This is a genomic window from Streptococcus mitis (assembly GCF_003942995.1).
Taxonomy (GTDB): Bacteria; Bacillota; Bacilli; order Lactobacillales; family Streptococcaceae; genus Streptococcus; species Streptococcus mitis_CV.
Map to the genome: position 1 here is coordinate 1 of NZ_RJOH01000012.1, position 26,353 is coordinate 26,353.

General features: G+C 41.4%; 25 protein-coding genes. 2 read left to right on the plus strand and 23 right to left on the minus strand.

The window, feature by feature from the left end; genetic code table 11:
• On the plus strand, positions 1–215 hold a 215-nt coding region (locus D8836_RS07550; protein WP_142999077.1), incomplete at its 5' end, for an IS3 family transposase.
• Between the two features lie 46 nt (positions 216–261).
• Here the strand turns inward: D8836_RS07550 and D8836_RS07555 are convergent.
• From D8836_RS07555 to miaA, 5 genes are read right to left on the minus strand one after another with little or no spacing between them, the layout of a single operon-like run.
• Positions 262–1,017, minus strand: a complete 756-nt coding sequence (locus D8836_RS07555; protein WP_125393606.1) for an SDR family NAD(P)-dependent oxidoreductase — start codon at positions 1,015–1,017, stop codon at positions 262–264.
• A gap of 20 nt (positions 1,018–1,037) precedes the next feature.
• Positions 1,038–1,967 (minus strand): ribonuclease Z, encoded by a 930-nt coding sequence (gene rnz / locus D8836_RS07560; protein WP_125393607.1) that lies wholly within the window; start codon positions 1,965–1,967, stop codon positions 1,038–1,040.
• Positions 1,968–1,981: 14 nt separating this feature from the next.
• Positions 1,982–2,605 carry a cystathionine beta-lyase gene (locus D8836_RS07565; protein ID WP_125393608.1) on the minus strand — a complete coding sequence of 208 codons (624 nt, stop codon included), beginning with the start codon at positions 2,603–2,605 and terminating at the stop codon, positions 1,982–1,984.
• Positions 2,598–3,836, minus strand: a complete 1,239-nt coding sequence (gene hflX, locus D8836_RS07570) for a GTPase HflX (protein WP_125393609.1) — start codon at positions 3,834–3,836, stop codon at positions 2,598–2,600. The genes D8836_RS07565 and hflX overlap by 8 nt, the downstream gene beginning before the upstream one ends.
• Positions 3,829–4,713 carry a tRNA (adenosine(37)-N6)-dimethylallyltransferase MiaA gene (gene miaA, locus D8836_RS07575; protein ID WP_125393610.1) on the minus strand — a complete coding sequence of 295 codons (885 nt, stop codon included), beginning with the start codon at positions 4,711–4,713 and terminating at the stop codon, positions 3,829–3,831. The genes hflX and miaA overlap by 8 nt, the downstream gene beginning before the upstream one ends.
• A gap of 120 nt (positions 4,714–4,833) precedes the next feature.
• Between miaA and D8836_RS07580 the strand changes: the two genes are divergently transcribed.
• The gene (locus D8836_RS07580) at positions 4,834–5,004 is read left to right on the plus strand and encodes a DUF3042 family protein (RefSeq protein ID WP_001051780.1); all 171 of its coding nucleotides are present in this window, start codon (positions 4,834–4,836) and stop codon (positions 5,002–5,004) included.
• Positions 5,005–5,051: 47 nt separating this feature from the next.
• Here D8836_RS07580 and D8836_RS07585 read toward each other — a convergent pair whose 3' ends face one another.
• The 18 genes from D8836_RS07585 to D8836_RS07675 form a co-directional block, all read right to left on the minus strand.
• The gene (locus D8836_RS07585) at positions 5,052–5,891 is read right to left on the minus strand and encodes a thymidylate synthase (protein ID WP_125393611.1); all 840 of its coding nucleotides are present in this window, start codon (positions 5,889–5,891) and stop codon (positions 5,052–5,054) included.
• Positions 5,892–5,988: 97 nt separating this feature from the next.
• A complete protein-coding gene (locus D8836_RS07590; RefSeq protein ID WP_031227726.1) occupies positions 5,989–6,948 on the minus strand; it encodes an ROK family glucokinase in 960 nt (319 codons plus the stop codon).
• A 111-nt stretch (positions 6,949–7,059) separates the two neighbouring features.
• Positions 7,060–7,752: an excalibur calcium-binding domain-containing protein gene (locus D8836_RS07595; RefSeq protein WP_125393612.1), complete on the minus strand. Its 693-nt coding sequence runs from the start codon at positions 7,750–7,752 to the stop codon at positions 7,060–7,062.
• Positions 7,753–7,800: 48 nt separating this feature from the next.
• Entirely contained in the window at positions 7,801–8,418 is a 618-nt protein-coding gene (locus D8836_RS07600) for an alpha/beta fold hydrolase (protein ID WP_125393613.1), read from the minus strand.
• Complete coding sequence (gene pabB, locus D8836_RS07605; RefSeq protein ID WP_125393614.1) at positions 8,419–10,140, minus strand: aminodeoxychorismate synthase component I; 1,722 nt, start codon at positions 10,138–10,140, stop codon at positions 8,419–8,421. It lies immediately after the preceding gene.
• Between the two features lie 73 nt (positions 10,141–10,213).
• Positions 10,214–16,084 carry a ZmpA/ZmpB/ZmpC family metallo-endopeptidase gene (locus D8836_RS07610; RefSeq protein WP_125393615.1) on the minus strand — a complete coding sequence of 1,957 codons (5,871 nt, stop codon included), beginning with the start codon at positions 16,082–16,084 and terminating at the stop codon, positions 10,214–10,216.
• 2 nt (positions 16,085–16,086) lie between these two features.
• Entirely contained in the window at positions 16,087–16,650 is a 564-nt protein-coding gene (locus tag D8836_RS07615) for a TIGR01440 family protein (RefSeq protein ID WP_185761617.1), read from the minus strand.
• Positions 16,651–16,764: 114 nt separating this feature from the next.
• Positions 16,765–18,456, minus strand: a complete 1,692-nt coding sequence (locus tag D8836_RS07620; RefSeq protein WP_125393617.1) for a cache domain-containing sensor histidine kinase — start codon at positions 18,454–18,456, stop codon at positions 16,765–16,767.
• Positions 18,453–19,190 carry a response regulator transcription factor gene (locus D8836_RS07625; protein ID WP_125393618.1) on the minus strand — a complete coding sequence of 246 codons (738 nt, stop codon included), beginning with the start codon at positions 19,188–19,190 and terminating at the stop codon, positions 18,453–18,455. The genes D8836_RS07620 and D8836_RS07625 overlap by 4 nt, the downstream gene beginning before the upstream one ends.
• Before the next feature lie 70 nt (positions 19,191–19,260).
• The gene (msrB, locus tag D8836_RS07630) at positions 19,261–20,373 is read right to left on the minus strand and encodes a peptide-methionine (R)-S-oxide reductase MsrB (RefSeq protein WP_125393619.1); all 1,113 of its coding nucleotides are present in this window, start codon (positions 20,371–20,373) and stop codon (positions 19,261–19,263) included.
• 9 nt (positions 20,374–20,382) lie between these two features.
• Complete coding sequence (locus tag D8836_RS07635) at positions 20,383–20,946, minus strand: redoxin family protein (RefSeq protein ID WP_125386443.1); 564 nt, start codon at positions 20,944–20,946, stop codon at positions 20,383–20,385.
• 13 nt (positions 20,947–20,959) lie between these two features.
• Positions 20,960–21,670 (minus strand): thiol-disulfide oxidoreductase-associated membrane protein CcdA2, encoded by a 711-nt coding sequence (ccdA2, locus tag D8836_RS07640; RefSeq protein ID WP_125393620.1) that lies wholly within the window; start codon positions 21,668–21,670, stop codon positions 20,960–20,962.
• Between the two features lie 166 nt (positions 21,671–21,836).
• The gene (locus D8836_RS07645) at positions 21,837–22,385 is read right to left on the minus strand and encodes a GNAT family N-acetyltransferase (protein WP_125393621.1); all 549 of its coding nucleotides are present in this window, start codon (positions 22,383–22,385) and stop codon (positions 21,837–21,839) included.
• 57 nt (positions 22,386–22,442) lie between these two features.
• Positions 22,443–23,267, minus strand: a complete 825-nt coding sequence (gene nadE / locus D8836_RS07650) for an ammonia-dependent NAD(+) synthetase (protein ID WP_125393622.1) — start codon at positions 23,265–23,267, stop codon at positions 22,443–22,445.
• Complete coding sequence (locus D8836_RS07655; RefSeq protein WP_125393623.1) at positions 23,264–24,724, minus strand: nicotinate phosphoribosyltransferase; 1,461 nt, start codon at positions 24,722–24,724, stop codon at positions 23,264–23,266. The genes nadE and D8836_RS07655 overlap by 4 nt, the downstream gene beginning before the upstream one ends.
• Before the next feature lie 115 nt (positions 24,725–24,839).
• The gene (locus D8836_RS07660) at positions 24,840–25,328 is read right to left on the minus strand and encodes a DUF6773 family protein (RefSeq protein WP_125393624.1); all 489 of its coding nucleotides are present in this window, start codon (positions 25,326–25,328) and stop codon (positions 24,840–24,842) included.
• A complete protein-coding gene (locus D8836_RS07665) occupies positions 25,318–25,527 on the minus strand; it encodes a helix-turn-helix transcriptional regulator (protein WP_020902217.1) in 210 nt (69 codons plus the stop codon). The genes D8836_RS07660 and D8836_RS07665 overlap by 11 nt, the downstream gene beginning before the upstream one ends.
• A 333-nt stretch (positions 25,528–25,860) precedes the next feature.
• On the minus strand, positions 25,861–26,271 hold the full coding sequence (locus D8836_RS07675) for a GNAT family N-acetyltransferase (RefSeq protein ID WP_125393625.1): 411 nt from the start codon (positions 26,269–26,271) through the stop codon (positions 25,861–25,863).
• Between the last annotated feature and the right edge of the window lie 82 nt (positions 26,272–26,353).

Consider the following 26,353-nt stretch of genomic DNA (forward strand, 5'->3'; position numbering starts at 1 on the left):
CACGTAAGGGAAATAGTCCAGATAACGGTATGATGGAATCTTTCTTTGGCATTCTTAAGTCTGAAATGTTTTATGGTTATGAGAATACGTTTCAGTCACTTGAACACTTGGAACAAGCTATTGTAGACTATATTGATTACTACAACAACAAACGAATTAAGGTAAAACTAAAAGGACTTAGCCCTGTACAATACAGAACTAAATCCTTTGCTTAAATTAATTGTCTAACTTTTTGGGGTCAGTACATTAGGAACAACTTTTTTACTTATAATTAAAAGTTTCCCCTGCCAGCTTATCAGCTAACTTGGGGAAGAGAGTATAAAACTTATGGGCTAGGTTCAACAACATAGGGAGATTGAGTTCTCGTTTATTTTTACCTATAATCTTAACAATCTTTTTAGCCACTGTATCTGGTTCTAGCAGGAAACGGTCAACCGACTTAAGATAAGTCCCATCTGGGTCCGCTTTGTCAAAAAATCCTGTTCGGATTGGTCCTGGATTAACCGTTGTCACATAGACACCATAAGGCATGAGTTCTAATCGTAGGGCATTTGAAAAACCAATAGCCGCAAACTTAGTTGCTGAGTACAAACTAGACTTAGCTGTTGCAATCAAACCTGCCATGCTGACGATATTGATGATATGGCCTTTTCGGCTTTCCTTCATACGAGCCGCAAGGCGTCGAGATAGATTCATCAGGGCAAAGGTATTGACCTCAAACATCTGGTGAATATCTTGGTCGGAAATTTGGTCAAATTCCTCAAAAATCCCGTAACCAGCGTTGTTAATCAAGACATCAATCTTGCCATAACGGAGATAGAGATCGGTTACCAGAGATTCTAAAGCTGAGTCATCGGTAATATCGATTTCAATCAATTCTGCATGGGGATAGTTTCCGTAAAGTTGGGCTAATTTTTCCTTATTTCTACCAAGCAAGATGAGTTGGTCATTTTGCAAGAGTTTGACCATTTCTTGGGCTAGGCCACCGCTAGCTCCTGTAATGAGAATAGTACGCATACTTATCCTTTCTCAAGCTTTTAGATTTCCACTTCTTCCAAGTCTTTGACCACATGGACATTTTCAAAGACACTAGCAGCGTCTTTTTTGAGCTTGCTGATATCTTTTGAGAGGAAACGGGCACTGATATGGTTGAGCAAGAGGCGTTTGGCTCCTGCTTCTACCGCTACTTGTGCAGCTTGCATGTTAGTAGAGTGGCCATGGTTACGAGCAATTTTTTCATCACCCTTGCCATAAGTGGATTCATGGACAAGGACATCGGCATTGACAGCCAGACGCACACTGGAATCCGTTTTTCTAGTGTCTCCTAAAATAGTGATAATTTTACCTGGACGTGGAGCTGAGATATAGTCTGCTGCCTTGATTTCAGTCCCATCTTCAAGAACAACGTTCTGACCATTCTTGATTTTCCCAAAAAGTGGGCCAAATGGGACGCCAGCTGCCTTGAGTTTTTCAGCATCTAGCGTTCCTTCTAGGTCCTTTTGCATGACACGGTAACCAACACAGAAAATAGTGTGGTCCAGTTCCTCTGCATACACAATGAATTTATCGGTCTCAAGGATTTTCCCAAGGGAATCTTGGTCAAACTCATGGAAATGAATGCGGTAGGGCAGACGAGAACCTGACACACGAAGGCTGGTTAAGACAAATGACTTGATTCCTTGCGGTCCATAAATTTCCAAATCTGTCTGCTCTTCATTGGCCTGAAAAGCACGGCTCGAAAGGAAACCTGGCAAGCCAAAAATGTGGTCTCCATGTAGGTGGGTGATAAAGATTTTGCTGACCTTACGTGGTCGAATTGTGGTTTCCAGAATGCGATTTTGCGTTCCTTCTCCACAGTCAAAGAGCCAGACTTCGTTAATCTCGTCCAAGAGCTTCAGAGCGAGACTTGAAACGTTGCGGGCTTTAGAGGGCTGGCCAGCCCCCGTTCCTAAAAATTGAATATCCATTCGATACTTTCTAATTAATCAATATATAACATGGCTGTGCGGTTTTCCGATCGGAAATAGCGCCTGCCAGAAAAAGCAGTAGCTTCCTGTAATAAATCCTCTTGACTGTAGCCTTTTAAACGTTTGCGACCATCAGCCAAATTTTCCAAATCAGTCAAAGCTGTAAGATTTTCCACGTTAACAACTTCCTCGTCTCCGACAGCCTTCATGTAAATCTTGCCAGACTCCTCAAAGACTAGTTGATGGGGGAAAATTTGCGCAATTTCAAAGAGCAAGTCATCTGAAATAACCTCTTCATTTTCAGAGAAAATTCTACCCAGACCCTCACTATCATAACAAAAACCAAAGGATTTGCCAGACAGATTAAGTCGAATAAAAGGTTTGTTTTCTAGGGTGAAACTTGGCTCAGTATTGTAAAGATTCAGTTCCTGACTGAGTTCCGCAAAATAATCCGTCGCAGCTTCAGGACTTTTTTTCTGGTAGAGTTCTGCAAAGTAAGCATTGACCACGCTGGGCGGAGGAGTGATCAGTGCCAACTGCTCTTGCTCTGTTCTACCAGCTAGAAGTTGATCCAGATAGACCTTGTCTAGACTTGTATAGCCCCCATATTTTAGAGCCAACGTTTTAATATCAGTCATAAAATTCCTCTAACCTCCATTTGTTTTTCTCAGAAATGTAACCTCTAATTACTTCGCCATCCTCCTGATAATCGCGTTCTTCCAAAATCGCAACACTTTCTAAATCATGAATCTTGTAGGACTTAGAAAAAGGCACGCGCAGGGTAAAGGATTCAAAAATATCCTTGATTTTCTCTAAAAACAAAGCCTGCAAATTCTCACGACTATCCTCAGACTTGGCAGAAATGAGGGCATAAGGCGTTTGGGTAGGCGTGAAATCCTCCACCAAATCCGCTTTATTATAGAGGGTCAAGCGAGGAATGTCGTCCATATCCAGGTCTTTCATGATGGACAGAACTGTTTTTTCATGCTCCTCATGGTAAGGATTGCTAGCATCAATAACATGAACCAGAAGGTCCACATGCTTGCTTTCTTCCAAGGTTGATTTGAAACTGGACACCAATTCTGTCGGCAAATCTTGGATAAAGCCCACGGTATCTGTCAAAGTTACTTGGAGATTCCCCCCCAGATGGATACTCTTAGTCGTCGCATCCAGAGTCGCAAAGAGCTCGTCCGCTTCATACTGGGTCTTACTGGTCAAGGTGTTCATGATAGTTGACTTCCCAGCATTGGTGTAACCAATCAAACCAATCTTAAAGGTGCTGGACTCCAAACGTTTTTCTCTGACAGTCGCCCGATTTTTCTCAACCACCTTGAGCTGGCGCTCGATATCCGTAATTTGGTTTCGAACACTACGACGATTCAGCTCCAGCTGGCTTTCACCAGGTCCACGGGAACCAATTCCCCCTGCCTGACGGCTGAGCATAATCCCCTGACCAACCAAGCGAGGCAAAAGATACTTGAGCTGAGCCAAATGCACTTGGAGTTTGCCTTCATGACTTCGAGCCCGCATGGCAAAGATATCTAGAATCAACTGCATACGGTCAATGACCTTGACACCCAGAACTTCTTCTAAATTGACATTTTGCCGCGGAGTCAAGCGGTTGTTAACAATGACAGTGGTAATCTCTTCTGCATCCACCATGAGCGCAATTTCTTCCAACTTACCAGAACCGACGAAGGTCTTGGAGTCATACTTTTCACGTTTTTGTCTGTAGCTATCGACAACGACTGCTCCAGCTGTCTTGGCTAGACTGGCCAATTCTTCCATAGAAAGGTCAAAATTGTCCATGCCCTGCAATTCCACACCTATGAGCAGGACGCGTTCCTCTTTTTTCTCCGTATCAATCATCTAAAAACTCCTCTATCTGGCTTAAAATGCGGTCTTGCACACCAGATTCTCCAATCTGATAAAAGGTGACCTGCATGCGATTACGGAACCAGGTCAACTGACGCTTGGCAAAACGACGGGTCGCCTGTTTGAGACTCTCACTAGCTTCCTCCAAAGTCTGCTCCCCACGAAAATACGGAAAGAGTTCCTTATAGCCAATGCCCTTGGCTGCCTGCACATCTGGATAATGGTCAAAGAGCCACTTAGCCTCATCCAAAAGCCCAGCCTCAAACATCAAATCCACTCGATGATTGATTCGTTCATATAATTGACTGCGTTCATCATCCAAGCAGATAATCAATGGTTCATACAAGGTCTCTTGATTTTCCAAATCCTGACCAAAATGGGCAATTTCCAAGGCACGCATAGCACGACGACGATTAAACTGGGGAATTTCAAGACCTGCTTGCTCTACCAGATGGGCTAACTCCTCATCTGAAAAAGGTTCTAAACTAGCTCGGTAAGCTAAAATTTTCTCATGTGGTGTCTCTCCACCGAGATGATATCCTTCTAGTAGACTCTGTATGTAAAGCCCTGTTCCACCAGCGATAATAGCAAGCTTGCCACGGCTGTGAATATCCTCAATAGCCATCTTAGCTTCTGAAACAAAATCAAAAGCCGAGTAAGACTCGGTTACCTCTCTAACATCGATTAAATGATGGGGAACAGCTGCCTGCTCTTCTGGACTAGCCTTGGCCGTCCCAATATCAAGTCCTCGATAGACTTGCTGGCTATCTCCACTAACCACTTCGCCATTAAAACGCTTTGCAACTTCGATGGCAAGGGCTGTTTTTCCAACTGCAGTCGGTCCAACAATCACAATTATTTTTGTTTTCATCTTTTTTCCTTGAAAAATTCCCATTTTTTCGTTACTATTATTATAACACAAAAAGGTCAGTCAGAAAAATGTGACCTCTTGAAGGGGCTGGCTGATTAAGAAGATAAAGGAGGAAGACTCATGGCTAAAGGATTCGCTAAAGGTCTTGTAACAGGTGTCGCAGGAACTGTCGCTGCAGTCGCAGGTGCAGTATACGCATTTAAAAAGAAAGTGATCGAACCAGAAGAGCAAAAAGCAGCTTTCATCGAAGAAAACCGTAAAAAAGCAGCTCGTCGCCGCGTATCACGTTAAGAAACAAAAGAAGTTGGGATTATTCTCAACTTCTTTTTTCTATTCTTTTAAATAGCTAGATCAAACTTCAACTGCGGCTTGACGGGATCATAATCCACCAACTCAAAGTCCTCTGCTTTAATATCAAAGAAATTAGTCCCATCTGGCACATTCAAAACCAAACGCGGTTGGCAGTTTGACGGCTCACGTCGAAGCAATTCCTCAGCTTGTTCAAATTGATTGTCATAGATATGGAGGTTGTTGATAAAGTAGAAGAACTTCCCAACCTTCCAGCCGAAATGCTTGGCAATCATCATTTGAAGAGCCACATACTGCATAGCATTGATGTGGTGGGCCACTAGCATATCATTCGAACGCTGAGTCAAGGTCGCATCCAGATAGATTTCTCCGTCTACACGGCGGACATCAAACATGGTCTGAAAGGCACATGGGAGTAGCCCATCTGTTTCTTCGAAAGCTTGGTAATCCCAGAGAGAAATAATATTCCGGCGGTTCCAAGGGTTGGTTTCCAACTGCTTGAGAAGCTTATTGATGATGTCGTGTTTCTTAACGACCGCCCCGTAACGCTCACCAATAGTTCCCGTATCGCCCACTTCCCAGTCATTCCAGTAGTGAACATTGTACTTGTCATTGAGCACTTCTAGGCTATTGGACTGATCTTGGTAAATCCAGAGCACTTCCTTGATGGCGGATTTGATGGCAATGGGACGCAAGGTTGTGATGGGGAATTCCCCCTTTGCCAAGTCATACTCGGCAAATGCACCCGTTACATACTTGGAGTTAGCAACTGTCCCATCCTTGTACTTAGGACGTGCCTGCTCAGAAAAGACACCGTCTTTGAGGATTCGTTCAATATTCTCTTTAAAAATCGTATCTGCTTTTGTCATTTACTCTCACCTCATTTATTGTCCTAACTAGTATAGCATAAAAAAGAAAAGAGGAACATTACTAACTCTAGGTTAGCATTTTTCCTCTTTTTTTATCTTATTGCAATACAAGTGATGCTGCTCCGATAACCCCAGCGTCATTTCCTAGAGTTGCAAGAGCTAATTTTGTTGATGTGCGTACTTGTGGGAAGGTATTTTCGTCATAAACTTTTTGAACACCTTGTAGAAGGAATTCTCCCGCAGCTGACACACCACCACCGATAACGATTGTTGATGGGTTTAGGATTGAACCAATGTTAGCACAAGCGATTCCCAAGTAACGTGAGAAGTTACGGTAAACGATCAAAGCAAGATCGTCTCCTTCTTTTGCCAAATCAAAGACAGTCTTAGCGGTTACTTCTTCTCCATTATCAATCAAGCGTTTCAAGGCTGCATCGCCTTCGTATTCATCGGCATAGCGACGAGTCAAGTTGACAATCCCTGTTGCTGAAGCAACTGTCTCAAGGCAACCTTTCTTACCGCAAGTACATGCGATTGGTTGATCAAAGTCAACAGTGATATGACCAAGCTCACCTGCTGCACCAGCAACACCATGAAGCAATTTGCCTTCTGCAACGATACCGCCACCAACACCTGTACCGAGTGTCATAAAGACAACATCTGGTTGGTTATCTCCAGCACCCATCCAACGTTCACCAAGAGCAGCTACGTTGGCATCATTATCGATGAAGAAAGGAATGCCCAAGGCTTTTTCAATCTTCTCTTTGATTGGTTGAAGTGTTTTCCAGTTGAGGTTGTAGGCACCGATAACAGTCCCTTTTTCACGGTCAACCACACCAGGTGATCCCATTCCAATACCTTGGAAGTCTGCTGCTGCCAATCCAAGCAAGTCCAAACGGTGTTGAATAGACTCAATCATATCATCAACGATATGACTTCCCTCATCCAAAATGTTGGTCTTGATAGACCATTTTTCTTGGATTTCTCCTGCTGTTGTCAAGATTGCAAATTTGATAGAAGTTCCACCAAGGTCAATCCCAATAATCTTTTGACTCATCATATTCTCCTTTTTCATTATGAATTAATTGAAAATGCTTACAGTACTAGTATAACAAAATTCACTCATTTATGCAAAGGTTTGCATTAACTTTCTAGATTTTATCCTTACTTATGGTTTCCATAGACCTGAAGCATCTACATAGTAGCGGCCTCCATCAACTCGCTCATTTTTAGCCATTTTACCATCTGATTTCAAATAGTAGTTTCCTTTCCATGCATTGCGAGCATAAGAACCATCTGATTTCAAGTAATACCAGGCTTGGTAAGAAGAGTCATAAACCCACTCACCTTGTGCCATTTTACCGTTTGATTTAAGGTAATAATCTCCTTGCCATGCATTTTTTGCATAAGAACCATCTGATTTCAAATAATACCAAGCTTGATAAGAAGAGTCATAAATCCATTCGCTCTGGGCCATTTGACCATCTTCTTTCAGGTAATAATTTCCCTGCCAAACGTTTTTCACTGGATTTCCATTTCCATCAAAGTAGTACCAAGCACCATCCTGCTTAACCCAGCCACTTGCTGTTGCTGAACTTGTATCAGTTTGAGTTGTAGTCTCTTGTTTTGCTTTGAAAGCACCTTTTGGGGCATTTTTCAATTCACAGGCCACACCATCATGATCTCGGTCTAACTTGGCAGAATAACCAGGTTCTCCCTTATGAATATCCGCGTATCCATTCGCCCAAGCCTCTTTACAACTAGAAAAATGAATATTTTCTTCTGCTAACACAGGTTGTGAAAACAAGGCTAAAACTGGCAAGCTAGCTAGACTCATTTTTAAAAATAGACGTTTGTTCATTTTTTCTCCCATAATTATGATATCGATTTCAATAGTATTTTATCAAACTTATTTCAGCAATTCAAGGAAACTTCTGGTTATTTCTGCAAACTCTTTTGGTTTTTCCTTATTCAAAACATGAGGGCCGTCTGGGATAATCTGAAATTGGGATTCTGATATTAGTTTATGAATACTTCTCATAGAACTAAGATTCGGTTTATCTTTGCTACCACAAATTAGTAAGGTTGGATAAGGACAAGTTCTTGATATATCTGTTAAATCAAGTGTCTTCAATTCCTCAGAAACTCCGACCATAAGAGCTTTGTTTGCTCCCCGTTTTTCAAAAAAACTTTTTGGAAGTAGTTTAAAAATCATCAACTGGATTTTAAATAAGATATTTCCAGCTAATTTCAGAGGGCAACCTGACAAAACTAAACCTTGAAGATTTGGTAAATCATAACTTGACAGCTCTAATGTAAGTGCAGCTCCTAAGGACAAACCGATTAGGACAAAAGGTTCTGTCTCCTCTGACAAGTGCTGATAAATGCGCTCCTTGGCTTCTTGATAGCTAGTAATTCCCGTAGGGAATAAGTCGAGGGCTTCAGAGGGATAATCCGCAAGTAACTCCTGCACTTCCTTCCAACTCTCCGCTGACTGGCCTAATCCATGTAAAAATATTAGTTTCATTTAGCTCTCCTTTACTGACAATTCATACAAGCCCCTCACCGCGTTACAGCCATAGATGGCTTCTGCTTGGGCAAAATCTGCCAAGGTCAAAACTTTCTCTTCTACCTGTCCTGTTTCCAGCAAATGTTGACGGTAAATTCCTGGTAAGATTCCCAGTCGGATAGACGGTGTGTAGAGTTTCCCAGCGATTTTCAGAACCAAATTTCCAATAGAGGTTTCAAGCAATTCTCCTCTTTGATTATGGTAAATCTTCTCTTGTTCCCCTAGGCTCAAGTGAGGTCGGTAGCTTGTTTTGAAGTAGGTAAAGGCTTGTTGTAAATTAACTTCCTGCAGACAAAGTTTGGCCTGACAAAAACTTGGACTGAGGGGTGTTAATACTCGGCGTTCGACTTCTATCTCTCCAGACTTGCTGAGAGAAATACGCAAGCGGTAATCTTGATTAGCATCACAAGCATGACACTCTTCCTCTATCTTTTGTTTCAAGTTTTCTGAATCAAATAGAAAGGCAAAATACCGACTAGCTGTTCTCAATCTTTCCAAATGTTGATCTTCAAACAACAAGCTCTTCTGGCTGATTTTTCCAGTTGTGATTAATTGGAAGCAAGCTTGTTTACGATAAAGGACTGCCGCCTTTTGATGAACCTCGAGGTATTCAGATTCCCAAGTGCTATCCCATGTAATGCCGCCACCTACTCCATAGATGGCTTTCCCTTGATGCAGTTGAATGGTCCGAATGGCAACATTGAAAATCCGTCGCCCATTTGGAAGTAAGAGACCAATCGTTCCACAGTAAACTCCGCGCGGTTGAGGTTCCAAATTTTTGATAATCTCCATAGTCGCAATTTTCGGAGCACCCGTTATGGAACCACAAGGAAAGAGAGAACGGAAGATTTCAACAAGGTCCACATCCTCTCGCAACTGACTCTTGATGGTCGAAGTCATCTGCCAAACCGTTGAATACTGTTCCACTTGGCAGAGACGCTCCACATGCTCACTCCCCACTTCAGAAATACGGTTCATATCATTGCGCAAGAGGTCCACAATCATCATATTTTCAGAGCGATTTTTGGGATCCTGCTCCAACCAACTGGCCTGCTCCAAGTCTTCTTGATCAGTCACTCCCCGCTGAGTCGTTCCCTTCATTGGCCGCGTTGTCAACTCACGGTCATTTTGCTCAAAAAAGAGCTCTGGGCTCATGGAAATCACTGCCATCTCGTCATGTTCAACATAAGCATTGTAGCCCGCCTCCTGCTCTACCACCATACGATTGTAGATGGCAAAAGGATTGGCACTTAAGTCCTGCTTGAGTTGGACGGTGTAGTTAACCTGATAGGTGTCTCCCTGACGCAAATGATGGTGAATCTGGGCAATAGCCTTTTCATAGTCTGCTGCAGACGTTACTTCCTGCCAATTTGAAGGCAAATCAACCTCGTCATAAATCAGAGGAATAGGGGAAGTTTCTACCCTATCATGAACTGTAAAATATAGCAGATACTCTGCCAGTAAAGGAGCTTTATGAACTGCTAATTTCTCCTCAAAAGCAGGTGCAGCCTCGTAGCTGACATAGCCCACCACATAATAGCCTTGCTCTTGGTAGCTCTCCACTTGTGCCAGCAAGTTTGCCACTTCTACTAAATCTCTCGTTTTTAACTCTTTGATAGGCTGGGTAAAGGTGTATCTCTCCCCCAAAGCCCTAAAATCAATCACTGTTTTTCTATGCATAGCTTAAGTATAGCATAAAAAGGTAAATCAAGAAAAACTTAATCTACCTTTTTACTCATCTATTTAATACAATCTATGCTTTAAAAAGATTTCCTGAGAATCCGTCTGTATTCTTAAGAAGTGCTTTAAAGACTTTTGATTTAAGTTCTACAGTTTTAGCTGTTCCTCCACCTGCTAGATCAGCCTCAACCGCCTTATCAAATAAGACTTTTAGCTCAGCATAATTAGTAATTTGTTTACCATCAATTTCAATTGCAGTAAATCCTTTGTCAGCTTTTGCTTTCACTTCTTGATAATAAGCTTTTTTCCATTCTTCAAGAGTACTAAATCTGTTATTAGAAACTTTCTTGATAATGAAGTCATCACCTAACATCTTATTATTTTCTCTGTTGGCATCCCCTTGATATTTACTTGATGCATATCCGATAAATCCATTTTCATAACCAAAGTAACCCCACATACGGAATGTATTATGTTTGAATGATGCAGCACCAGGAGCACCAGTACTTGTATTTCCACCATAAATACCAGTCATCATATTTATATTGACATAAGCAGACCCAAAGTCCGTTGGGTTATAAGTACCATCACCAGGAGCACCATGTTTCGTCATTAAGTTATTAGTAATTAAATCATCAATTGTATTGATTGCTACTTTTTTCTCTTCCTCTGTCAACTCACGAATTTTATCGAACTGATGACCTGAATTTCCACTACGATATTGTCGATCCATTTTCTTGAACCAACGACTCGTATTTCCATTTAACTGTGGTAATACAGCATCAGCCTCAAGATGATCTAACATCATAAGAGCATCATTGTAGTTCTTCATGTAGTGATCAATCGCCTCACGTGAATTTAACTTATCAGGGTCTGGATTATACCATTGATTTTCATCATTAGGACGATGATAAGCCATATTAATCCCTAATGCTCCATACTCACCATTTGATGTTGATTTATCAGGTGTTTGTAACATTCCTTGCGCATATGCTTCAAGATCTGTACCTTGACGATGCCCATGACCACCAAGATATGCCATACGGTCATTTACGTGAGTTGTTTCATGTGTAAAGGCTGAAATACCAAAGTCCTCTAACATATTTGTTACCATAAAGAATACTTGTTCATCTTCATATGGTTTTGCGTAGACTTTAGCCATAGCTCCCATATTCCAATTAATTTGATGCCATCTATCTGTTGGACCAAATAACTCACGAATTGGTGTCGCTACCTTACCATCTGTACCGTATCCACGACGATTAGCATCCTTAATACCCGCATAAGCTTGATTATCCCATACAGGTGTAGGAACCATATTTTGACTCTTAAGAAGTCTATCACGAACATTTGGAAGTGCAAGACGTGACCAGAAGTCTAAGTATGTTTGTTGAGCTTTAGCTACATAATTGATACGTTCCTTGAATGCTTCACGTTCAGCTTCTGTATTTTTACCATATTTTTCAAATGAACTATAAGCCATCGTATTATAGGTCGAAATCATAAAGATATGTGCTTTCTTCAAGTTCAATAATGGTAAAATCATACGAGCATGCATATTATTATTCAGACCATCAAAGACACGGTGACGTTTATTTTTGAAGTCTGGATTTGTTGTTTCAGGTTCTACAACATAAACATTTTTCGCTGAGTGAATAAACCAATCATTAAGATTAGTGTCATTTGTAAAGAGACGCATATTATAATCTAAGAAACTACGTAAATCAGCTTTACCAGTATCTCCTGCAATAATTTCACGATATGCATCTTGAGTTCTATCACCCTTCAAGTTCTTTTCTTGCGAACCAATTCGAATTAATCTATCAATAACACTTGGTGTCTTACCATAGAAATCCGGTTTAAACATCATCATATTCTTAATGTTTAAGTCACCATATTCAATACCATAATAACGATTGAGGTAAGTAAGTGCCATCATTATTTTAGCTTTATTATCTTCTACTTTCTTAAGAAGTGCTTTGATGGCTGCCTCATCGCCATTTAACTGATGATCTTCATTTTCAACAAGAGCTTTTACTAATTTATCAAGATTTCCTTTGACTTCTGCGAAACTTTCTTCTAAGTATAATGCTCCAACATTACCTGTTATCGCACGAACTTCAGGAGATTCAAGAGTAATTGTATCTAATTTTGCTTTAATATCACTTAGTAATTGAGTACGATCTTTAACCACCATATTTGGTGTGTAAACAACATCTCCTAAATCTGTAATACCGTATTCTTTTACTTGTTCCACGTTTGATGTAGCCTTAGGTGATACAGATTTTTCTTCTTTCGTACCATCCGCATAGTGAATCATAATCTTATCAACATCTGACAAGTCAGTTACAAATTGACCATCTTTCATACCTGTAACTGATAATACTTCTGTCGTTAATAATTTAGAACCAGCAGGAATTTTGTTCCCTTGATTGATAATCCATTCTTTATTGTAGAACGGTTGAAGTTTTTCGATATTACGGTAAGCAAGTTCACGAGATGCATCGTAATCTTGAGTATCTTTATAGGTATCTTCTTTGAACGTTGTGTGGTTGAGTTTGTCCGTCAAATATGGTGTGATTTCATATTTATCAGCGGTAATATTGAACGAAGCAATACGTTTATCCGCTTCTGCCTGATCGACACCCTTAATTTGTTTCGAACGTTTATAAGAAACGTTACCTGATGCAACATCGTTCACATACATATTGTTCTTGAAGTAATCAAATCCGAAGTATGGGTCACCTGAGTCAACTGATCCTGAACCATACATCATTTCACCATTTGTCACTTTCATCATGCTGACGTTATTTTCAACCCAACCCCAGTCATAGTTTTCATGAATTAAACCACCACTTTGATTGTTCGTTTGAAGCGTCATGGTACCTTTGACAACAGATTTTGTTAAACGACCTTTTTGTTTGACATCATTTGGATTTCCACCATGGTTGACTTTGGCAACAAGTCCACCAAATTTAGCATTGTTAGCTTTAATGTTCGCGTCAACATAAGAACTATCTACGTTACTTCTCCAGCTTTCGCTGACAAGTCCACCAGACCACCAACCTTTATTACCAACGCTTGTGATGTTACCAATAAAGGCTACATTACGCATATTGGATTCATCTAGTTTGTTGACCATACCTGTAACGTCGTTATTACCAACCACATTACCCGTAACTTTAATATTCTCAATCGTTGAGTTCTTAAACAAATCCCCAAGTGGAGCTGTTTTATCAGCCCACGGCATATTGATATTCACATTACCAAAGTTGATGTCATGAATATGAGCATTTTCAACACGATTGAACAATGGTCGAGCTAGGTTGTGAATGGTATAACGTTTGTCACCTTCACTATACAACTTACCTTTAAAAATATTCGTCACGTATTGTTTATTCGGAGTCGGAATATTTGCTGCATTCAAATCTGCACCAAGTTTAAACTCACCAGTTGGGTCTTTTTGCATATCCTCAATGAGTTCTTTAAAGTTGTAATAGACATTTCCAATCTTTGGTAATTGTTTTTCAAAGTAATGTACATACTCTTCGCTTAGTGTATCATCAGCTCTACGTTGAATCAAATCAGGTGCTTTGGCAGTAACCTTATACAAAGTCTTGCCATCAACTGTGACTTCTTCAATCTTATCAACAGCCAGTCTTGTTATTTTATTGTCATGAGTGGTCACTCGTAAATAAAGCGGAGCAACATCAGCTGGTTTTTCTGTCAGCAAACTAGTATCTGTTTCGTTACCATCAGCGTCCACACTCATCAAGCTTGTTTCTTTGATGTTTTTGATTTCAACTTTTTTGAGGTCAATTCTTAGCGGTTCTTCTTTCAGAACTTCTTCCTCATCACCCTCACCACGGTCATAAACCATCTTCGTTTCAAGTTTATAATCCTTGTAGTACTGTAAATCTGTCAGGGTAGTTGTCAAGTCATCTGGTGAAACATTCAAGGTTTTCACAATCTCATCACCTTTTTTCAGAGTTAGGGTGATAGATTTAATGGCCGCCTTACTTGGATTTTCTAGACTATATTTAACATCTGAAGTACGCTTGAAATCCTTAGGTTCAACTGCAGTGATGGTCAATACTGGTTTTTCAAAGCTCTTGGTACCACGTTTCAAAATTTTGTCTTGAGGTGCCTCAAGGATTTCCTCTGTAACTTTTGGAGCGTCTTCTGTTTTAACTCCTTTGATGGTGTTAAAGGTCTTGGTGATTTTTTTCTGACCTTCTTTTCCTTCTTGAGCTACAACTTCTAAGCCTTTTTTCAGTTGGTCATCTTCTTTAACAACTTCCTTAAATGGAATCTTTTCAAGACTTTCTTCTACCAGAGTTCCTTCAATTGGTTTTGTCCCACGACTTACCTGTTGGTTTACAGGCTCCTTGGTAACTTCTGTGCTAGTTGAAATAACTTGGTCAGTTTTAACACCTTCTACTGTTTTATAAGTTGTTTTAGTAACTTGACTACCTTTTTCTCCATTTCTTACGACAGTTTCTTCGTCCGTATACTTGGTTGGATCCTCAGTCGTTTCAGTTTTGTAGTCTAGGTCTGTAGTCGATGTTTCAACAAGGGTTCCCTCAGTTACTTTGTACTCTGGTAACTGTTCTTGTACAAGGGCTTGGCCAGTTTTACCTTCCTCTTGGGTACCCTTTACTTCGATTGGAGCTTCTGGTAAGGTTGGTTGTGTCAAGGCTTGACCTTCTTTGCCTTCCTCTTGGGTACCTTTTGCTTCAACTGGAGCTTCTGGTAAGGTTGGCTGTGTTAAAGCTTGGCCTTCTTTGCCTTCCTCTTGGGTACCTTTTGCTTCAACTGGAGCCTCTGGAAGTTCTGGTTGTGTTAGAGCTTGGCCTTCTTTGCCTTCTTCTTGCGTCCCTTTAGCTACTTGATGAGTTGGTTCAGCTTGTGGGGTTGGAGTTGGAGCAGGTTGCACCTCTTTCTTCGTTCCGACTGCAATCACTTGTGACACAGGATTTTGAACCACTTGGTCTTCGATAACTTCTCTAACTTCTTGACCATTAACCATTGATACTTTGGTTACAAGGCGACGCTGACCATTTACTCCGGCTGTGACGATACGAGTCTGTCCTTCTGCTAGATTCGCATCTGGGCTTGTGACTGTTTCAAACGGAATCTCTACCAAGCTCTCTTCCTGTCTAGTTTGTGGCTTCTCAGAAACTGGTTTTTCTTCAACAGCAGGAGCAACTGAAGTTTGTGTCACAGGTTTTTCAACGACAGTTTCTGGCGCAACAGTCGGTGTTTCTTGAACGACTTCAGTTTTCTCGATTTCATTTGCACTTTGCTTTTCTACTGGCAACTGAGGCTTCTCAGCTGAAGCTGGTCTTGATGGATGGAGTTCTGCTTCCTTGAAGTATCCGATGTATTCATAACCATCAATGTGGATAATCCCTTCAGCCAAACCTTCATGTGTAGAGGCCGAAATAGTTTGGTTATAAGAAAGCAATTCTTTATTTTCAAATGCGAATGTCCCATAAGGTACAAAGGTACTGGCTCCTAAAGAACCAATCAAGAGAACACCTAGAACCTCTTTGCGACCTTTTTTGGACACCAAAAAGACTGCTAGAGAAGCAGTTGCCAAGCCAAGACCTGCCAAAGCTAGTTCCTTACTTCCTGTGTAAGGAAGTTGTTGACTGTTAGTTGCCTTCTTGCGATAAACTACATAGAGAATATCTTCATCTTGAAATTCTGTTGGAACCTCATGATGAATCAGGGCTTTTTCAGACTCGGTCAATTCCTGCTCCGCCAAATAACGGTAATGAACGCTATGAGCGCCGCCGACTTCATTGGCTTGCACCTTATCTACTGAAAGGGTACTGGCACCAAAAAGGAAGGCCCCGATGGCTACAGGACCTACCCCAACAGTTAGCTTACGAATCGAATATTTGGTGATTTTTTCTAGTTGTTGTTTTGTTTTTTTCATTCTCACGACTTTCTGATAGAATCTTGTGGATAATGCGCACGCGCACCTCCAATTAATTTTGGACGGCTAGCAAGAGCCGTTACATGAGCATGCCCAATTTCTCTCAAAAGAGGGCGAATCGGAACCTGAACATGCTTGACATGCATACCAATTGCAGTGTCTCCGATATCCAATCCAGCATGAGCCTTGATAAATTCAACCTCAACTGGATCTTGCATAAACTTGAAGGCTGCCAACTGACCTGAACCTCCTGCATGGAGAGTTGGAAGGACACTGACGATTTCCAGGCCAAACTGCTCTGCCACCTGACGTTCAACAACGAGGGCCCGATTGACATGTTCACAACCTTGAACGGCTAGATGAATTCCATTTTCTTCTAGGATATCTAGGATGGTCTTCACAATGATTTCGCCAATTTCTTGACTGGATTCCTTGCCAATCTGACCACCTATCACTTCACTAGAAGAAAGGCCCAAAACAAAGATAGATCCTTGCTTCAAATTGGCCTTTTCCAATACATCTTCTACAATCTGGCTTGTTTCTCTTTGAATGTCTTTTTCCTTCATACTTGATACCTCTTTTGTCACTATCTATCATATCGTTTTTTCTTATTTTTAGCAAGATAGACAACCTAGAAAGCTTGCCCAATTACGCATAAAACTCCCAGAATGAACTGGGAGTTAGCTAGTTTCTATTCTATTTATGTATATTTCAACTGTCGTACCTTTTGAGAGAGTAGAATCAATCTTCATTTGGTAATGTTCTCCAAAATAAAGTTTGAGCCTTTGGTCAACATTTTGAAGACCAACTCCCCCACGTTTGAGCTGACTTTGACTACTATAGCCAGCATTTTGAAAGCCAACACCATCATCTTCAATGCGGATGACTAGTCCTCTATCCTGTTTCTGGACAGAAACTCTAATATGTCCCTGACCTTCCTTCTCCTTGATGCCATGGTAAAGAGCATTTTCCACCAGAGGTTGTAACACTAACTTGGGCAAGACTAGGTTATCAAAGGCAGGATTTTCATCAATTTCATATTCCAGCTTATCCCCATAGCGTTGTTTCTGGATAAAGAGATACTGGCGGACATGGTTGATTTCATCAGAAAGAGAGAGCAAATCTTTACCCTGATTGAGCGCCAAGCGGAAGTAGGTAGCCAAGGACTTGGTCACTTGCACCACTCTCTGACTATCCTGAAATTCAGCCATCCAGATGATGGTGTCCAATGTGTTGTAGAGGAAATGGGGGTTAATCTGGCTCGACAAGGCTTGAAGTTCATACTGACGGGTCGTTTCTTCCTGTTTGCGCACATCTGCCATCAGCTGATCAATCTGATCCAACATGGCATTAAACTGACGAGTCACTTCTCTTAGTTCATAGGCACCAGCTTCTTTGGCACGAAGATTTTGAGCACCAGAAGCAATTTCCAACATGGTTTCTCTCAAATCCTTCAAAGGGGCAATCCAGCGTTTGAGACTGAACCACACCAAGCAGAGACAGGCAAGAAGAGATGTGAAACTGGCTCCAAGCAAGGTCCACATGAGCTGACTCCTAACCTGATCTAACTTCTCCAACGAAGACACGCCAAGCACCGTCCAATCAGTTCCAGCAATCCTTTCCTGACTGACGTAGGATTTGTGATCTGGAGTATAGCCCTGCCCTGTCTCAATATAGGGTTTCATGGCCTCCATTTCACTAGCTGAGCTATAAACTGTGTGTTGAGGATGGTAAACAAATTCATGGTTTTCATTGATGATAAAGGCAAAGCCCTGCTGACCCAACTGAAGTTGATTGAGATAGGCTTCCAGTGTTTCGTAGGAAATATCCAAACGAAGCACGCCCAGATTAGCTCCCTTTGCATCAACAAGTTCTTGAGTGACAGAAATGACCCACTGACTATCTGATTTACGAGCTGGTGTCAAAACTGGCTTAGCCCCCTGATGAATGGCCTTTTGATACCATTCTTCAGCCATCATATCTGAGGAGGTTTTCATTTGCACACTATCATCTGTAGAAATGACCTGACCGGATTTAGTCACCAGCACAACAGTTTTCAAGTCCTGATCTGACTTTAAGATGGTCAAAAACAGATCTCGAATTCCCTTGACCTTGTCTTGACTGGGATTCTCAGCATAGGATAGGACATCCGTCTGCTGGGTCAAACTGGTCGAGGTGGTTTCTAATTTTTTGATATAAGACTGGATAAAGTGGCTAGTCTGGCTGATAGTCGTTTGGCTATTGCCTTCAATGGTAGCCTCAATGGCTGAAGAACTAGATTGATAGTAGAAAGTCCCGACCAGAGCTAGGAGAATGAGAAAGACCAGAAAGATGGAAATAACCATTCTGACTAGAAGAGACGAACGCTTCATCGACCTTCTCCCTTCTTAAACTGACGAGGTGTCACACCTGCAATCTGTTTAAAACGTTGGGTAAAATAGTTCATATCTTCAAAACCAACCTTCTCTGCGATCTCATAAATCTTCAGATCTGTAGTTAAAAGCAAGAGCTTGGCTTGTTTGACACGCTCTCGCACCAGATAATCCTGAAAAGGCAGGCCCAACTCTTTCTTAATCAAAGAACTCAGATAAGTCGGACTAAAGCCCAAGTCACTGGCCAAACTCTTTAAACTAAATTGGCTATCAGCCAGATGGGACTGGATTTTCTGAGCTATATTTCCTTCAAACTTATCGGTCAATAAATCTTGTAACTGCTCTTCTTTCTCTTCCTTATCCAACTTTTGCTTGATTTTCCCCAACATTTCCTCAATATCCTGACGAGAAAAGGGCTTAAGCAGGTAGTCATCCACACCGAGTTTGACAGCAGACAAAGCATAATCAAAATCATCGTAGCCTGTTAAAAAGACCAAATGAACCTGAGGATAGGTTTCTCGTACCAGACTGGCTAACTGGATGCCATTTAGCTGAGGCATGTTGATATCGGTTAAAATGATATCTGGCACCTGCTTTTGGACCAATTCCCAAGCCTGCCTTCCATTTTCAGCCTGACCGATGATTTCCATATCGTAGGCTGCTACATTGACCAGCTTGGTCAAGCCTTGTCTTACCAGATATTCATCTTCTACGATTAAGATTGTGTAGGTCATGCTTCTCTCCTTTGTCACTTACTAGTATCAGTATAGCAAAATTCTCCTCTAACTGCTTAGGAAAGCCCTCTTAATCAACATAATCTAGTAAATAAGCGTAGCCTTTTTCTTCCATTTGGTCTTTGGGAATAAAGCGGATAGAAAGACTATTAATACAGTAGCGCAAACCACCCTTGTCCTGTGGTCCGTCCGTAAAGACATGGCCAAGGTGAGAATCTCCAACTCGGCTCCGTACTTCCATGCGTGTCATATTGTAAGACTTATCTTCCTTGTAGGTGGCAACATCTGGACTGATGGGTTGGGTAAAACTAGGCCAACCACAACCAGACTCAAACTTGTCCTTTGATGAAAAGAGGGGTTCGCCAGTTGCCACATCCACATAGATACCAGATTCAAATTTATCCCAGTAGCGGTTTGAGAAAGCCCGTTCCGTTTGATTTTTCTGGGTAACTGCATACTCCTCAGGTGACAAGGCCTTTTTCAATTCTTCATCACTTGGCTTAGGATATTTGCTGGCATCGATGACGGGGTAGGCTGCCTGATTAACATTGATATGGCAGTAGCCATTTGGATTTTTCTTAAGATAGTCTTGGTGGTAATCCTCAGCCACTACAAAATTCTTCAAGTTCTCCTTTTCAACTGCTAGAGGTTGATCGTATTTCTTAGCCACCTCATCAAAGACTTGGTTAATTACCTCTAAATCCTTGTCATCTGTGTAATAAACACCAGTACGGTACTGGGTTCCCACATCATTTCCTTGTTTATTTTTGCTGGTTGGATTGATAATGCGGAAATAATGAAGCAGGATTTCCTTGAGGGAAATTTGATTAGCATCATAGGTGACATGGACGGTTTCTGCATGCCCTGTTTGGTTGATCAATTCGTACTTGGTTGTTTCCCCTCTACCGTTCGCATAGCCTGAAACGGCATCTGTCACCCCGGGAACGCGTGAGAAATATTCCTCCACTCCCCAGAAACATCCCCCAGCTAGATAAATTTCGTGCAAGTCTGCATCTTTACTCACTTCTGTTTTTTTCACTGTTTTTCCTCCTTGGCTAACTGATGCTTTCTCAATTTGCGAGCTATCTGTCTGCCCTGCATTTCGCATCAATAGAAAATAGAAACCGCTTATGGCTAGGAAAAATATCCCTGCCAAGACAAACAATTTTACTTTATCATTCATGGCCTTTCTCTACCCCATTTCTTTTAATGTTTTTAAAATCATATCCTTATCCATAAAACCAGGTTGCGTTTTGACCAGCTTTCCTTCCTTGTCTATAAAGGCTTGAGTTGGGTAAGAACGGACACCATAACTTTCTAAAAGTTTACCTGATGGGTCAATTAGAACTGGGAAATTTTTATAATCCAAACCCTTGTACCAATTCTTAAAGTCCGCTTCTGCTTGTTCTCCTTTGTGTCCAGGAGAGACCACTGTCAAGACAACATAATCATCACCAGCATCCTTAGCAATTTCATCCGTATCTGGAAGACTGGCTAGACAGATGGAACACCAAGAAGCCCAGAATTTGAGATAGACTTTCTTACCCTTATAATCAGATAAACGGTAAGTCTTGCCATCTACTCCCGTCAGTTCGAAATCAGCAACCGCCTGACCTTTAGTCGCAGTTTGTGAACTGACTTGTTCTGTTTTTGTTTGCTCCTTCATAGTAGATTCGTCTGACATATTTTTAGTCGAACAGGCTGCTAAACAACAGATTGAGCCTACTCCAAGGAGACATGTTTGCCATTTTTTCATTTCTTCTTCCTCTCTATTCAAATAATGTAGTCAAAATGGAAGCATTTCCCAAAAGCACCAAGATTCCCATCACGATAATGAGGAAACCACCCACTTTTTTGAGGGTTCCGAGATAAGGATGAAGTTTTCGGAAATGTTTCAAAACATAGCTGGAGGCGAGAGCTAAAACCAAAAATGGTAGCGCCAAACCTAGCGTGTAAACCAACATGAGACCAGCTCCCTGCCAAGCATCTGAGCCACCTGAAGCCGCTAAGGCCAAAACAGACCCCAGAACCGGCCCCACACATGGCGTCCAAGCAAAACTAAAGGTTAACCCCAGTAAAAATGCCTGACTATAGCCGTTACCCTTTTGCCCTTGTCCCTTTAATTGTAGCCTTCTTTCCTTGTAGAGTCCCTTCAAATGTAAGACTTCCATCTGGTGCAAGCCCAAAAGAATGATAGCCGCACCCGTCACATACTGAAACCAAGAAGCATTCAGCAAATTGCCTAAAAAAGCAGCTCCATAGCCTAGTAAGATAAAAACAAAGGATACCCCTGCTATAAAGTCCAAAGTTCTCAATAGACTAACAAGTGAGATTGAATATTTTCCACTAGAAGCCTGAGCACCATCTTTGTCATCCAACAAGACCCCTGCATAGACTGGCAACAAGGGTAAAATACAAGGAGAAAAGAAGGAAAGAATTCCAGCAAGAAAAACACTGATAAAAAAGATTATATTATCCATTGCTTTCCTCCATTCTTTGATTTGATAGGACTATTATAGCCCCAAAATTCCAGAAAAAACAGGGGCAATGATAGGGAAAAATAGGAATTTAATCAGGTTATGTAAAAAATGTTGCAAAAAAAGCCAGACAAGGTCTGACTTTGATGGAAACTGAAAAGAAATTTCACTAGTCTTCCCTACTTATCTGATAATAAATAAGGTCCGCAAGATAGCCTTTTCTCTCTACACCATTGCTAATAGTCTTTAGATAGGACATTCCAGCATTCTCCATGACACGACCTGAAGCTGGATTGAGACTGGCATATCGAGCTCTAACTTTTTGAAAACCTGCTTGAGTAAAACAGAAGTCCAAGACAGCTTTCAAGGCTTCTGTCATAAACCCATGTCCCCAGTAAACCTTGCCTAGCACATAGCCAATTTCACAAGAAGAATCGTTCTCATCTATTGCAACGGTGCTGATATCTCCTATTACCTGCTCCGGGTTTTCTTTGAGACAAATGGCCCATTTGTAATAGTTGGGATTGGCATAGGATGAAACCCAATTTCGAATCGAGTTCCGAGTCACTTCAACATCAGGATGAGGATCCCAGGTGACATAGGTCAGATTCTCAGGAGACGAAGCCCAATTTTGAAACATGGCTTCCGCATCACTCTCCACAAATCTTCTCAAAATCAAACGTTCTGTCTGTATCATTTGCGTACCAATTGCTTTCATAATGTTACCTCGTTTTCTTATTTCTAGGCTCGGGCTAAAAAGGTCCCCCGGACCTTTTTACTCCCAAAAGTCATCAAATACGGTGATTGGTAGGTGGCGTTTGTGTTGGCCTTTGTGCCACCAGTTTTCGATTCTTGCTTGGGCTTCTGGGCTGATTGTTTTTCCTTCTAGGTAGTCGTCAATCTCTTCATAAGTGACTCCGAGGGCTACTTCGTCAGCTAGACCTGGCTTGTCTTCTTCTAAGTCTGCCGTTGGGATTTTTTCATAAAGGGCTGGGTTTGCACCAAGTTCCTTCAAAAGTTGTTTTCCTTGACGTTTATTGAGGCGATAAAGAGGGAGAATATCCGCACCACCGTCACCAAACTTGGTAAAGAAACCTGTGATATTTTCCGCGGCGTGGTCTGTTCCAATGACCGCTCCGCTATGGGTACCCGCAAGGGCATACTGAGCAATCATACGGCAACGAGCCTTGATATTTCCCTTATTGAAGTCTGAAACAGGGCTTCCTGTCGCTTCAACTGCTGCCGTCATGGCGTCAGCTGATTCCTTGATATTCACAACCAAGCTGACATCTGGCTGGATGAAGGCTAGGGCTTTTTGAGCATCTGCTTCATCAGCTTGCACTCCGTATGGCAGACGGACAGCGATAAATTTGTAGCTGTCATCTCCCGTTTCTGCTCGCAGCTCTTCCATGGCCAGTTGAGCCAATCGTCCTGCTAAGGTTGAATCTTGTCCTCCAGAAATCCCTAGTACAAAGGTTTTTAGGAAGGGATGTTTTTTCAGGTATCTTTTTAAGAAATCAATGGAACGGCGGATTTCTTCCTGGGCATCAATCACTGGTTTCACGCCCAGTTCTTGGATAATCGTTTCTTGCAAACTCATTCTTCTTCTCCTTCACCAAGAGCTTCCTTGCGCATCTTGTCAATCAAGTCCATCTTGTCTTGCCATACATCACGCGCCAAATCCACTGGATAATGCTGTGGATTGAGCACGCGCTTGTACTCATCCCAAAGCTTGTCAAATTCCTTACGAGCATAGTCCTGAATCTCAGTCAAACTAGGCAAGCTGTAAATCAATTTCCCATCTTTGAAGATATCCACCAAGAGAGGAACGGCATCAAAATTACGAACGGTCTTCTTGATGTAGGTATAGGTCGGATGGAACATCTTGATTTCAGTCATGCTAGCAACATCAACACCATCATAGGTTATGTAGTCGCCTTCTGACTTGCCTTTTTCACGACTGGTAATGCGCCACACCTGCTTCTTACCTGGCGTAGACACTTTTTCCGCATTATTAGAAAGCTTGATGGTATTGCGCATCTGACCATTTTCATCTTCGATGGCAACAATCTTATAAACTGCCCCAAGAGCTGGCTGGTCATAGGCTGTAATCAGCTTAGTTCCCACACCCCAGACATCAATCTTGGCCTTTTGCATCTTGAGGTTGAGAATGGTATTTTCGTCCAAATCATTAGAAGCATAAATCTTAGCCTCTGTAAATCCAGCCTCGTCCAGTTGCTGACGAACTTTCTTGGAAATGTAGGCAATATCCCCAGAGTCAATCCGCACACCCATAAAGTTAATCTGATCACCCAGCTCACGCGCCACCTGAATGGCAGCTGGCACACCAATACGAAGGGTGTCATAGGTATCCACAAGAAAGACACAGTTTTTGTGGGTTGCAGCGTAAGCCTTGAAGGCCTCATAGTCGTTACCATAAACCTGTACCAAGGCATGGGCGTGGGTCCCCAAGACAGGAATGTCAAAAAGTTTACCAGCACGCACGTTGCTAGTTCCATTGGCACCACCAATCACCGCTGCGCGTGTTCCCCAGATAGCCGCATCCATTTCTTGCGCCCGACGTGTCCCAAACTCCATCAAAGGCTCATCTTCAATGACCGAACGAATACGAGCTGCCTTTGTAGCGACCAAGGTCTGATAGTTAACGATGTTCAAAAGAGCTGTTTCGACCAACTGACATTGGGCTAGAGGACCTTCCACCTGCACAATCGGTTCATTAGCAAAAACCAGGTCCCCTTCTTGGGCAGAACGAACGGTCAACTCCAACTTGAAATTGCGAAGATAGTCCAAGAATGCCCCATGATAGCCCAGCGACTCCAAATAGGCAATATCACTATCTGAAAAACGCAAGTCTTCAAGATAGTTCACAATTCTTTCCAAACCAGCAAAAACCGCATAGCCGTTCTTAAAAGGCTGTTGGCGGAAATACACCTCAAAGACCGCCTTTTTATTGTGAATCCCTTGGTCAAAGTAAACCTGCATCATGTTGATCTGGTACAAGTCCGTGTGCAATGTCAAACTATCATCTGGATACATACTTTTCCTACTTCCTTAGCTAGAAATACATGAAAATTTTCAAAAACTTCCATGTATTCCAATAAATTAGTACTATTATATCACATTTTAGCTGGATTGAGAAAAGAGTAACAAGCTATTCTCCACTCTCCAATTCATCCATGTCTTGCTCAAATTTTTTCTGGGCCCATTCACCATAACTCTTCAGACCGAGATTGCCGATAAAGACCCAAGGAAGGTAAATGACATAAGTAATGACCCAAGCAGACAGGTATTTAACATTCAAAGGATTATGCTGATAAATTTCTATGTTGAATTGATAATTCTGCAACATCAAGAGAGTCGTAATCGCCAAGGTTAGGAAAAAACAACCCAAAATCGTAAAATGAAATCGGCTATAATAGGTCACTCCCAGATAACGAGCACGATTGAAAAAGAAGAAAATCCCTACTATCAGAGTATAGACCAGAAAATTCGGATTAAAAAGAGATGGAGCCAATACAGCCACCAAATAGCTTAGAAGCACAAGCACAATAAAGAGGGAAAAGGATTCTGCCCCAGCTTTATTGATTAGTTGTTCTTCTCTTTCGTCAAGTAATTGATAATGAATGAATTTATTTACCATCTTCTTCCTCCCAAAATAGTTGGTCTAGGGTTTTCCCTAAACATCTGCAAATGGACTGGCAGAGCGAGAGACTGGGATTGTATTTTCCCGCCTCTATCAAACCAATAGTCTGGCGCGTCACCCCGACAGCATCTGCTAGTTGACCCTGAGTTAAATCAAGCTCTACCCGAGCTAATTTTAATTTTAAATTTTTAGCCACCTGCGTCCTCCTTATAGTTTTAAAAAGTTGCGCCTCTTTTTAACAACATTATATCATATATCTAACTTAATGCAATATATAAATGTCATTTTGTAAAATTTTATTAACAAAAAATCTCTACCACCTAAATGATAGAGAGTTTTCTGCTTATTCAATTTTTTTCAAAACATATACAGCATCGTAGGATTTCACATCTAATGTCTCAGCTACGATTGTATTGTCCTCAATATCGTCTAGAAAGACACAATTTGTAGGATTTCACTGGTATTTATCGAGAATCCCCTTCATACTTATGTCAAGAACCCCTCTTTGATTTATGCTTTCATATTCTTCTTACAGATTCTTTTGGTAATAATATCTTTGCCCAATGTAGGGATAGTCTTGTAAGGTAAAGACTTCCTTGTAGCCATGCCTTTTATAAAAATCTGGAGCTTGAAACTGGTAAGTATTGACAAAAGCAAATCGACAGTTTCGATTCTTAGCTTCAGTTTCTGCTTGCTGCAATAGTCTTGAACCGACTCCTTGCCCTCTCAGTTCCTCTTTTACAAATAAATACTCGATTTCTAGCCAATTTCCAAAAGTCTCTGCTATCAAACCTGCCAGGAGATTACCCTTTTCATCTTCGACATAAAGATTAAGTGGCTCACTTTCAGCCTCTTCTCTTTTTGAACGGTTATAAACACGAATCAGATTCCCTATTTCTTGTGATTTATGGGATTCCTTATTTTCCAATCTAAAGTACATCTAAACCTCCCTCAAATACTGTTACAGCTTGATTATAGTCTTATTTCAATAGACTGTCAAACTAGCAAAAACTCACCAACCT

Coding starts and splice junctions, on each gene's coding strand:
- D8836_RS07660 (WP_125393624.1), bottom strand. CDS start 25,328: ATGGTAAATAAATTCATTCATTATCAATTACTTGACGAAAGAGAAGAA.
- D8836_RS07590 (WP_031227726.1), bottom strand. CDS start 6,948: ATGAGTCAAAAGATTATTGGGATTGACCTTGGTGGAACTTCTATCAAA.
- D8836_RS07610 (WP_125393615.1), bottom strand. CDS start 16,084: ATGAAAAAAACAAAACAACAACTAGAAAAAATCACCAAATATTCGATT.
- msrB (WP_125393619.1), bottom strand. CDS start 20,373: ATGAATGATAAAGTAAAATTGTTTGTCTTGGCAGGGATATTTTTCCTA.
- D8836_RS07635 (WP_125386443.1), bottom strand. CDS start 20,946: ATGAAAAAATGGCAAACATGTCTCCTTGGAGTAGGCTCAATCTGTTGT.
- D8836_RS07565 (WP_125393608.1), bottom strand. CDS start 2,605: ATGACTGATATTAAAACGTTGGCTCTAAAATATGGGGGCTATACAAGT.
- D8836_RS07595 (WP_125393612.1), bottom strand. CDS start 7,752: ATGAACAAACGTCTATTTTTAAAAATGAGTCTAGCTAGCTTGCCAGTT.
- rnz (WP_125393607.1), bottom strand. CDS start 1,967: ATGGATATTCAATTTTTAGGAACGGGGGCTGGCCAGCCCTCTAAAGCC.
- D8836_RS07600 (WP_125393613.1), bottom strand. CDS start 8,418: ATGAAACTAATATTTTTACATGGATTAGGCCAGTCAGCGGAGAGTTGG.
- D8836_RS07675 (WP_125393625.1), bottom strand. CDS start 26,271: ATGTACTTTAGATTGGAAAATAAGGAATCCCATAAATCACAAGAAATA.
- hflX (WP_125393609.1), bottom strand. CDS start 3,836: ATGATTGATACGGAGAAAAAAGAGGAACGCGTCCTGCTCATAGGTGTG.
- D8836_RS07585 (WP_125393611.1), bottom strand. CDS start 5,891: ATGACAAAAGCAGATACGATTTTTAAAGAGAATATTGAACGAATCCTC.
- D8836_RS07625 (WP_125393618.1), bottom strand. CDS start 19,190: ATGACCTACACAATCTTAATCGTAGAAGATGAATATCTGGTAAGACAA.
- D8836_RS07620 (WP_125393617.1), bottom strand. CDS start 18,456: ATGAAGCGTTCGTCTCTTCTAGTCAGAATGGTTATTTCCATCTTTCTG.
- D8836_RS07555 (WP_125393606.1), bottom strand. CDS start 1,017: ATGCGTACTATTCTCATTACAGGAGCTAGCGGTGGCCTAGCCCAAGAA.
- D8836_RS07580 (WP_001051780.1), top strand. CDS start 4,834: ATGGCTAAAGGATTCGCTAAAGGTCTTGTAACAGGTGTCGCAGGAACT.
- D8836_RS07615 (WP_185761617.1), bottom strand. CDS start 16,650: ATGAAGGAAAAAGACATTCAAAGAGAAACAAGCCAGATTGTAGAAGAT.
- D8836_RS07645 (WP_125393621.1), bottom strand. CDS start 22,385: ATGAAAGCAATTGGTACGCAAATGATACAGACAGAACGTTTGATTTTG.
- D8836_RS07655 (WP_125393623.1), bottom strand. CDS start 24,724: ATGTATCCAGATGATAGTTTGACATTGCACACGGACTTGTACCAGATC.
- pabB (WP_125393614.1), bottom strand. CDS start 10,140: ATGCATAGAAAAACAGTGATTGATTTTAGGGCTTTGGGGGAGAGATAC.
- miaA (WP_125393610.1), bottom strand. CDS start 4,713: ATGAAAACAAAAATAATTGTGATTGTTGGACCGACTGCAGTTGGAAAA.
- ccdA2 (WP_125393620.1), bottom strand. CDS start 21,670: ATGGATAATATAATCTTTTTTATCAGTGTTTTTCTTGCTGGAATTCTT.
- nadE (WP_125393622.1), bottom strand. CDS start 23,267: ATGAGTTTGCAAGAAACGATTATCCAAGAACTGGGCGTGAAACCAGTG.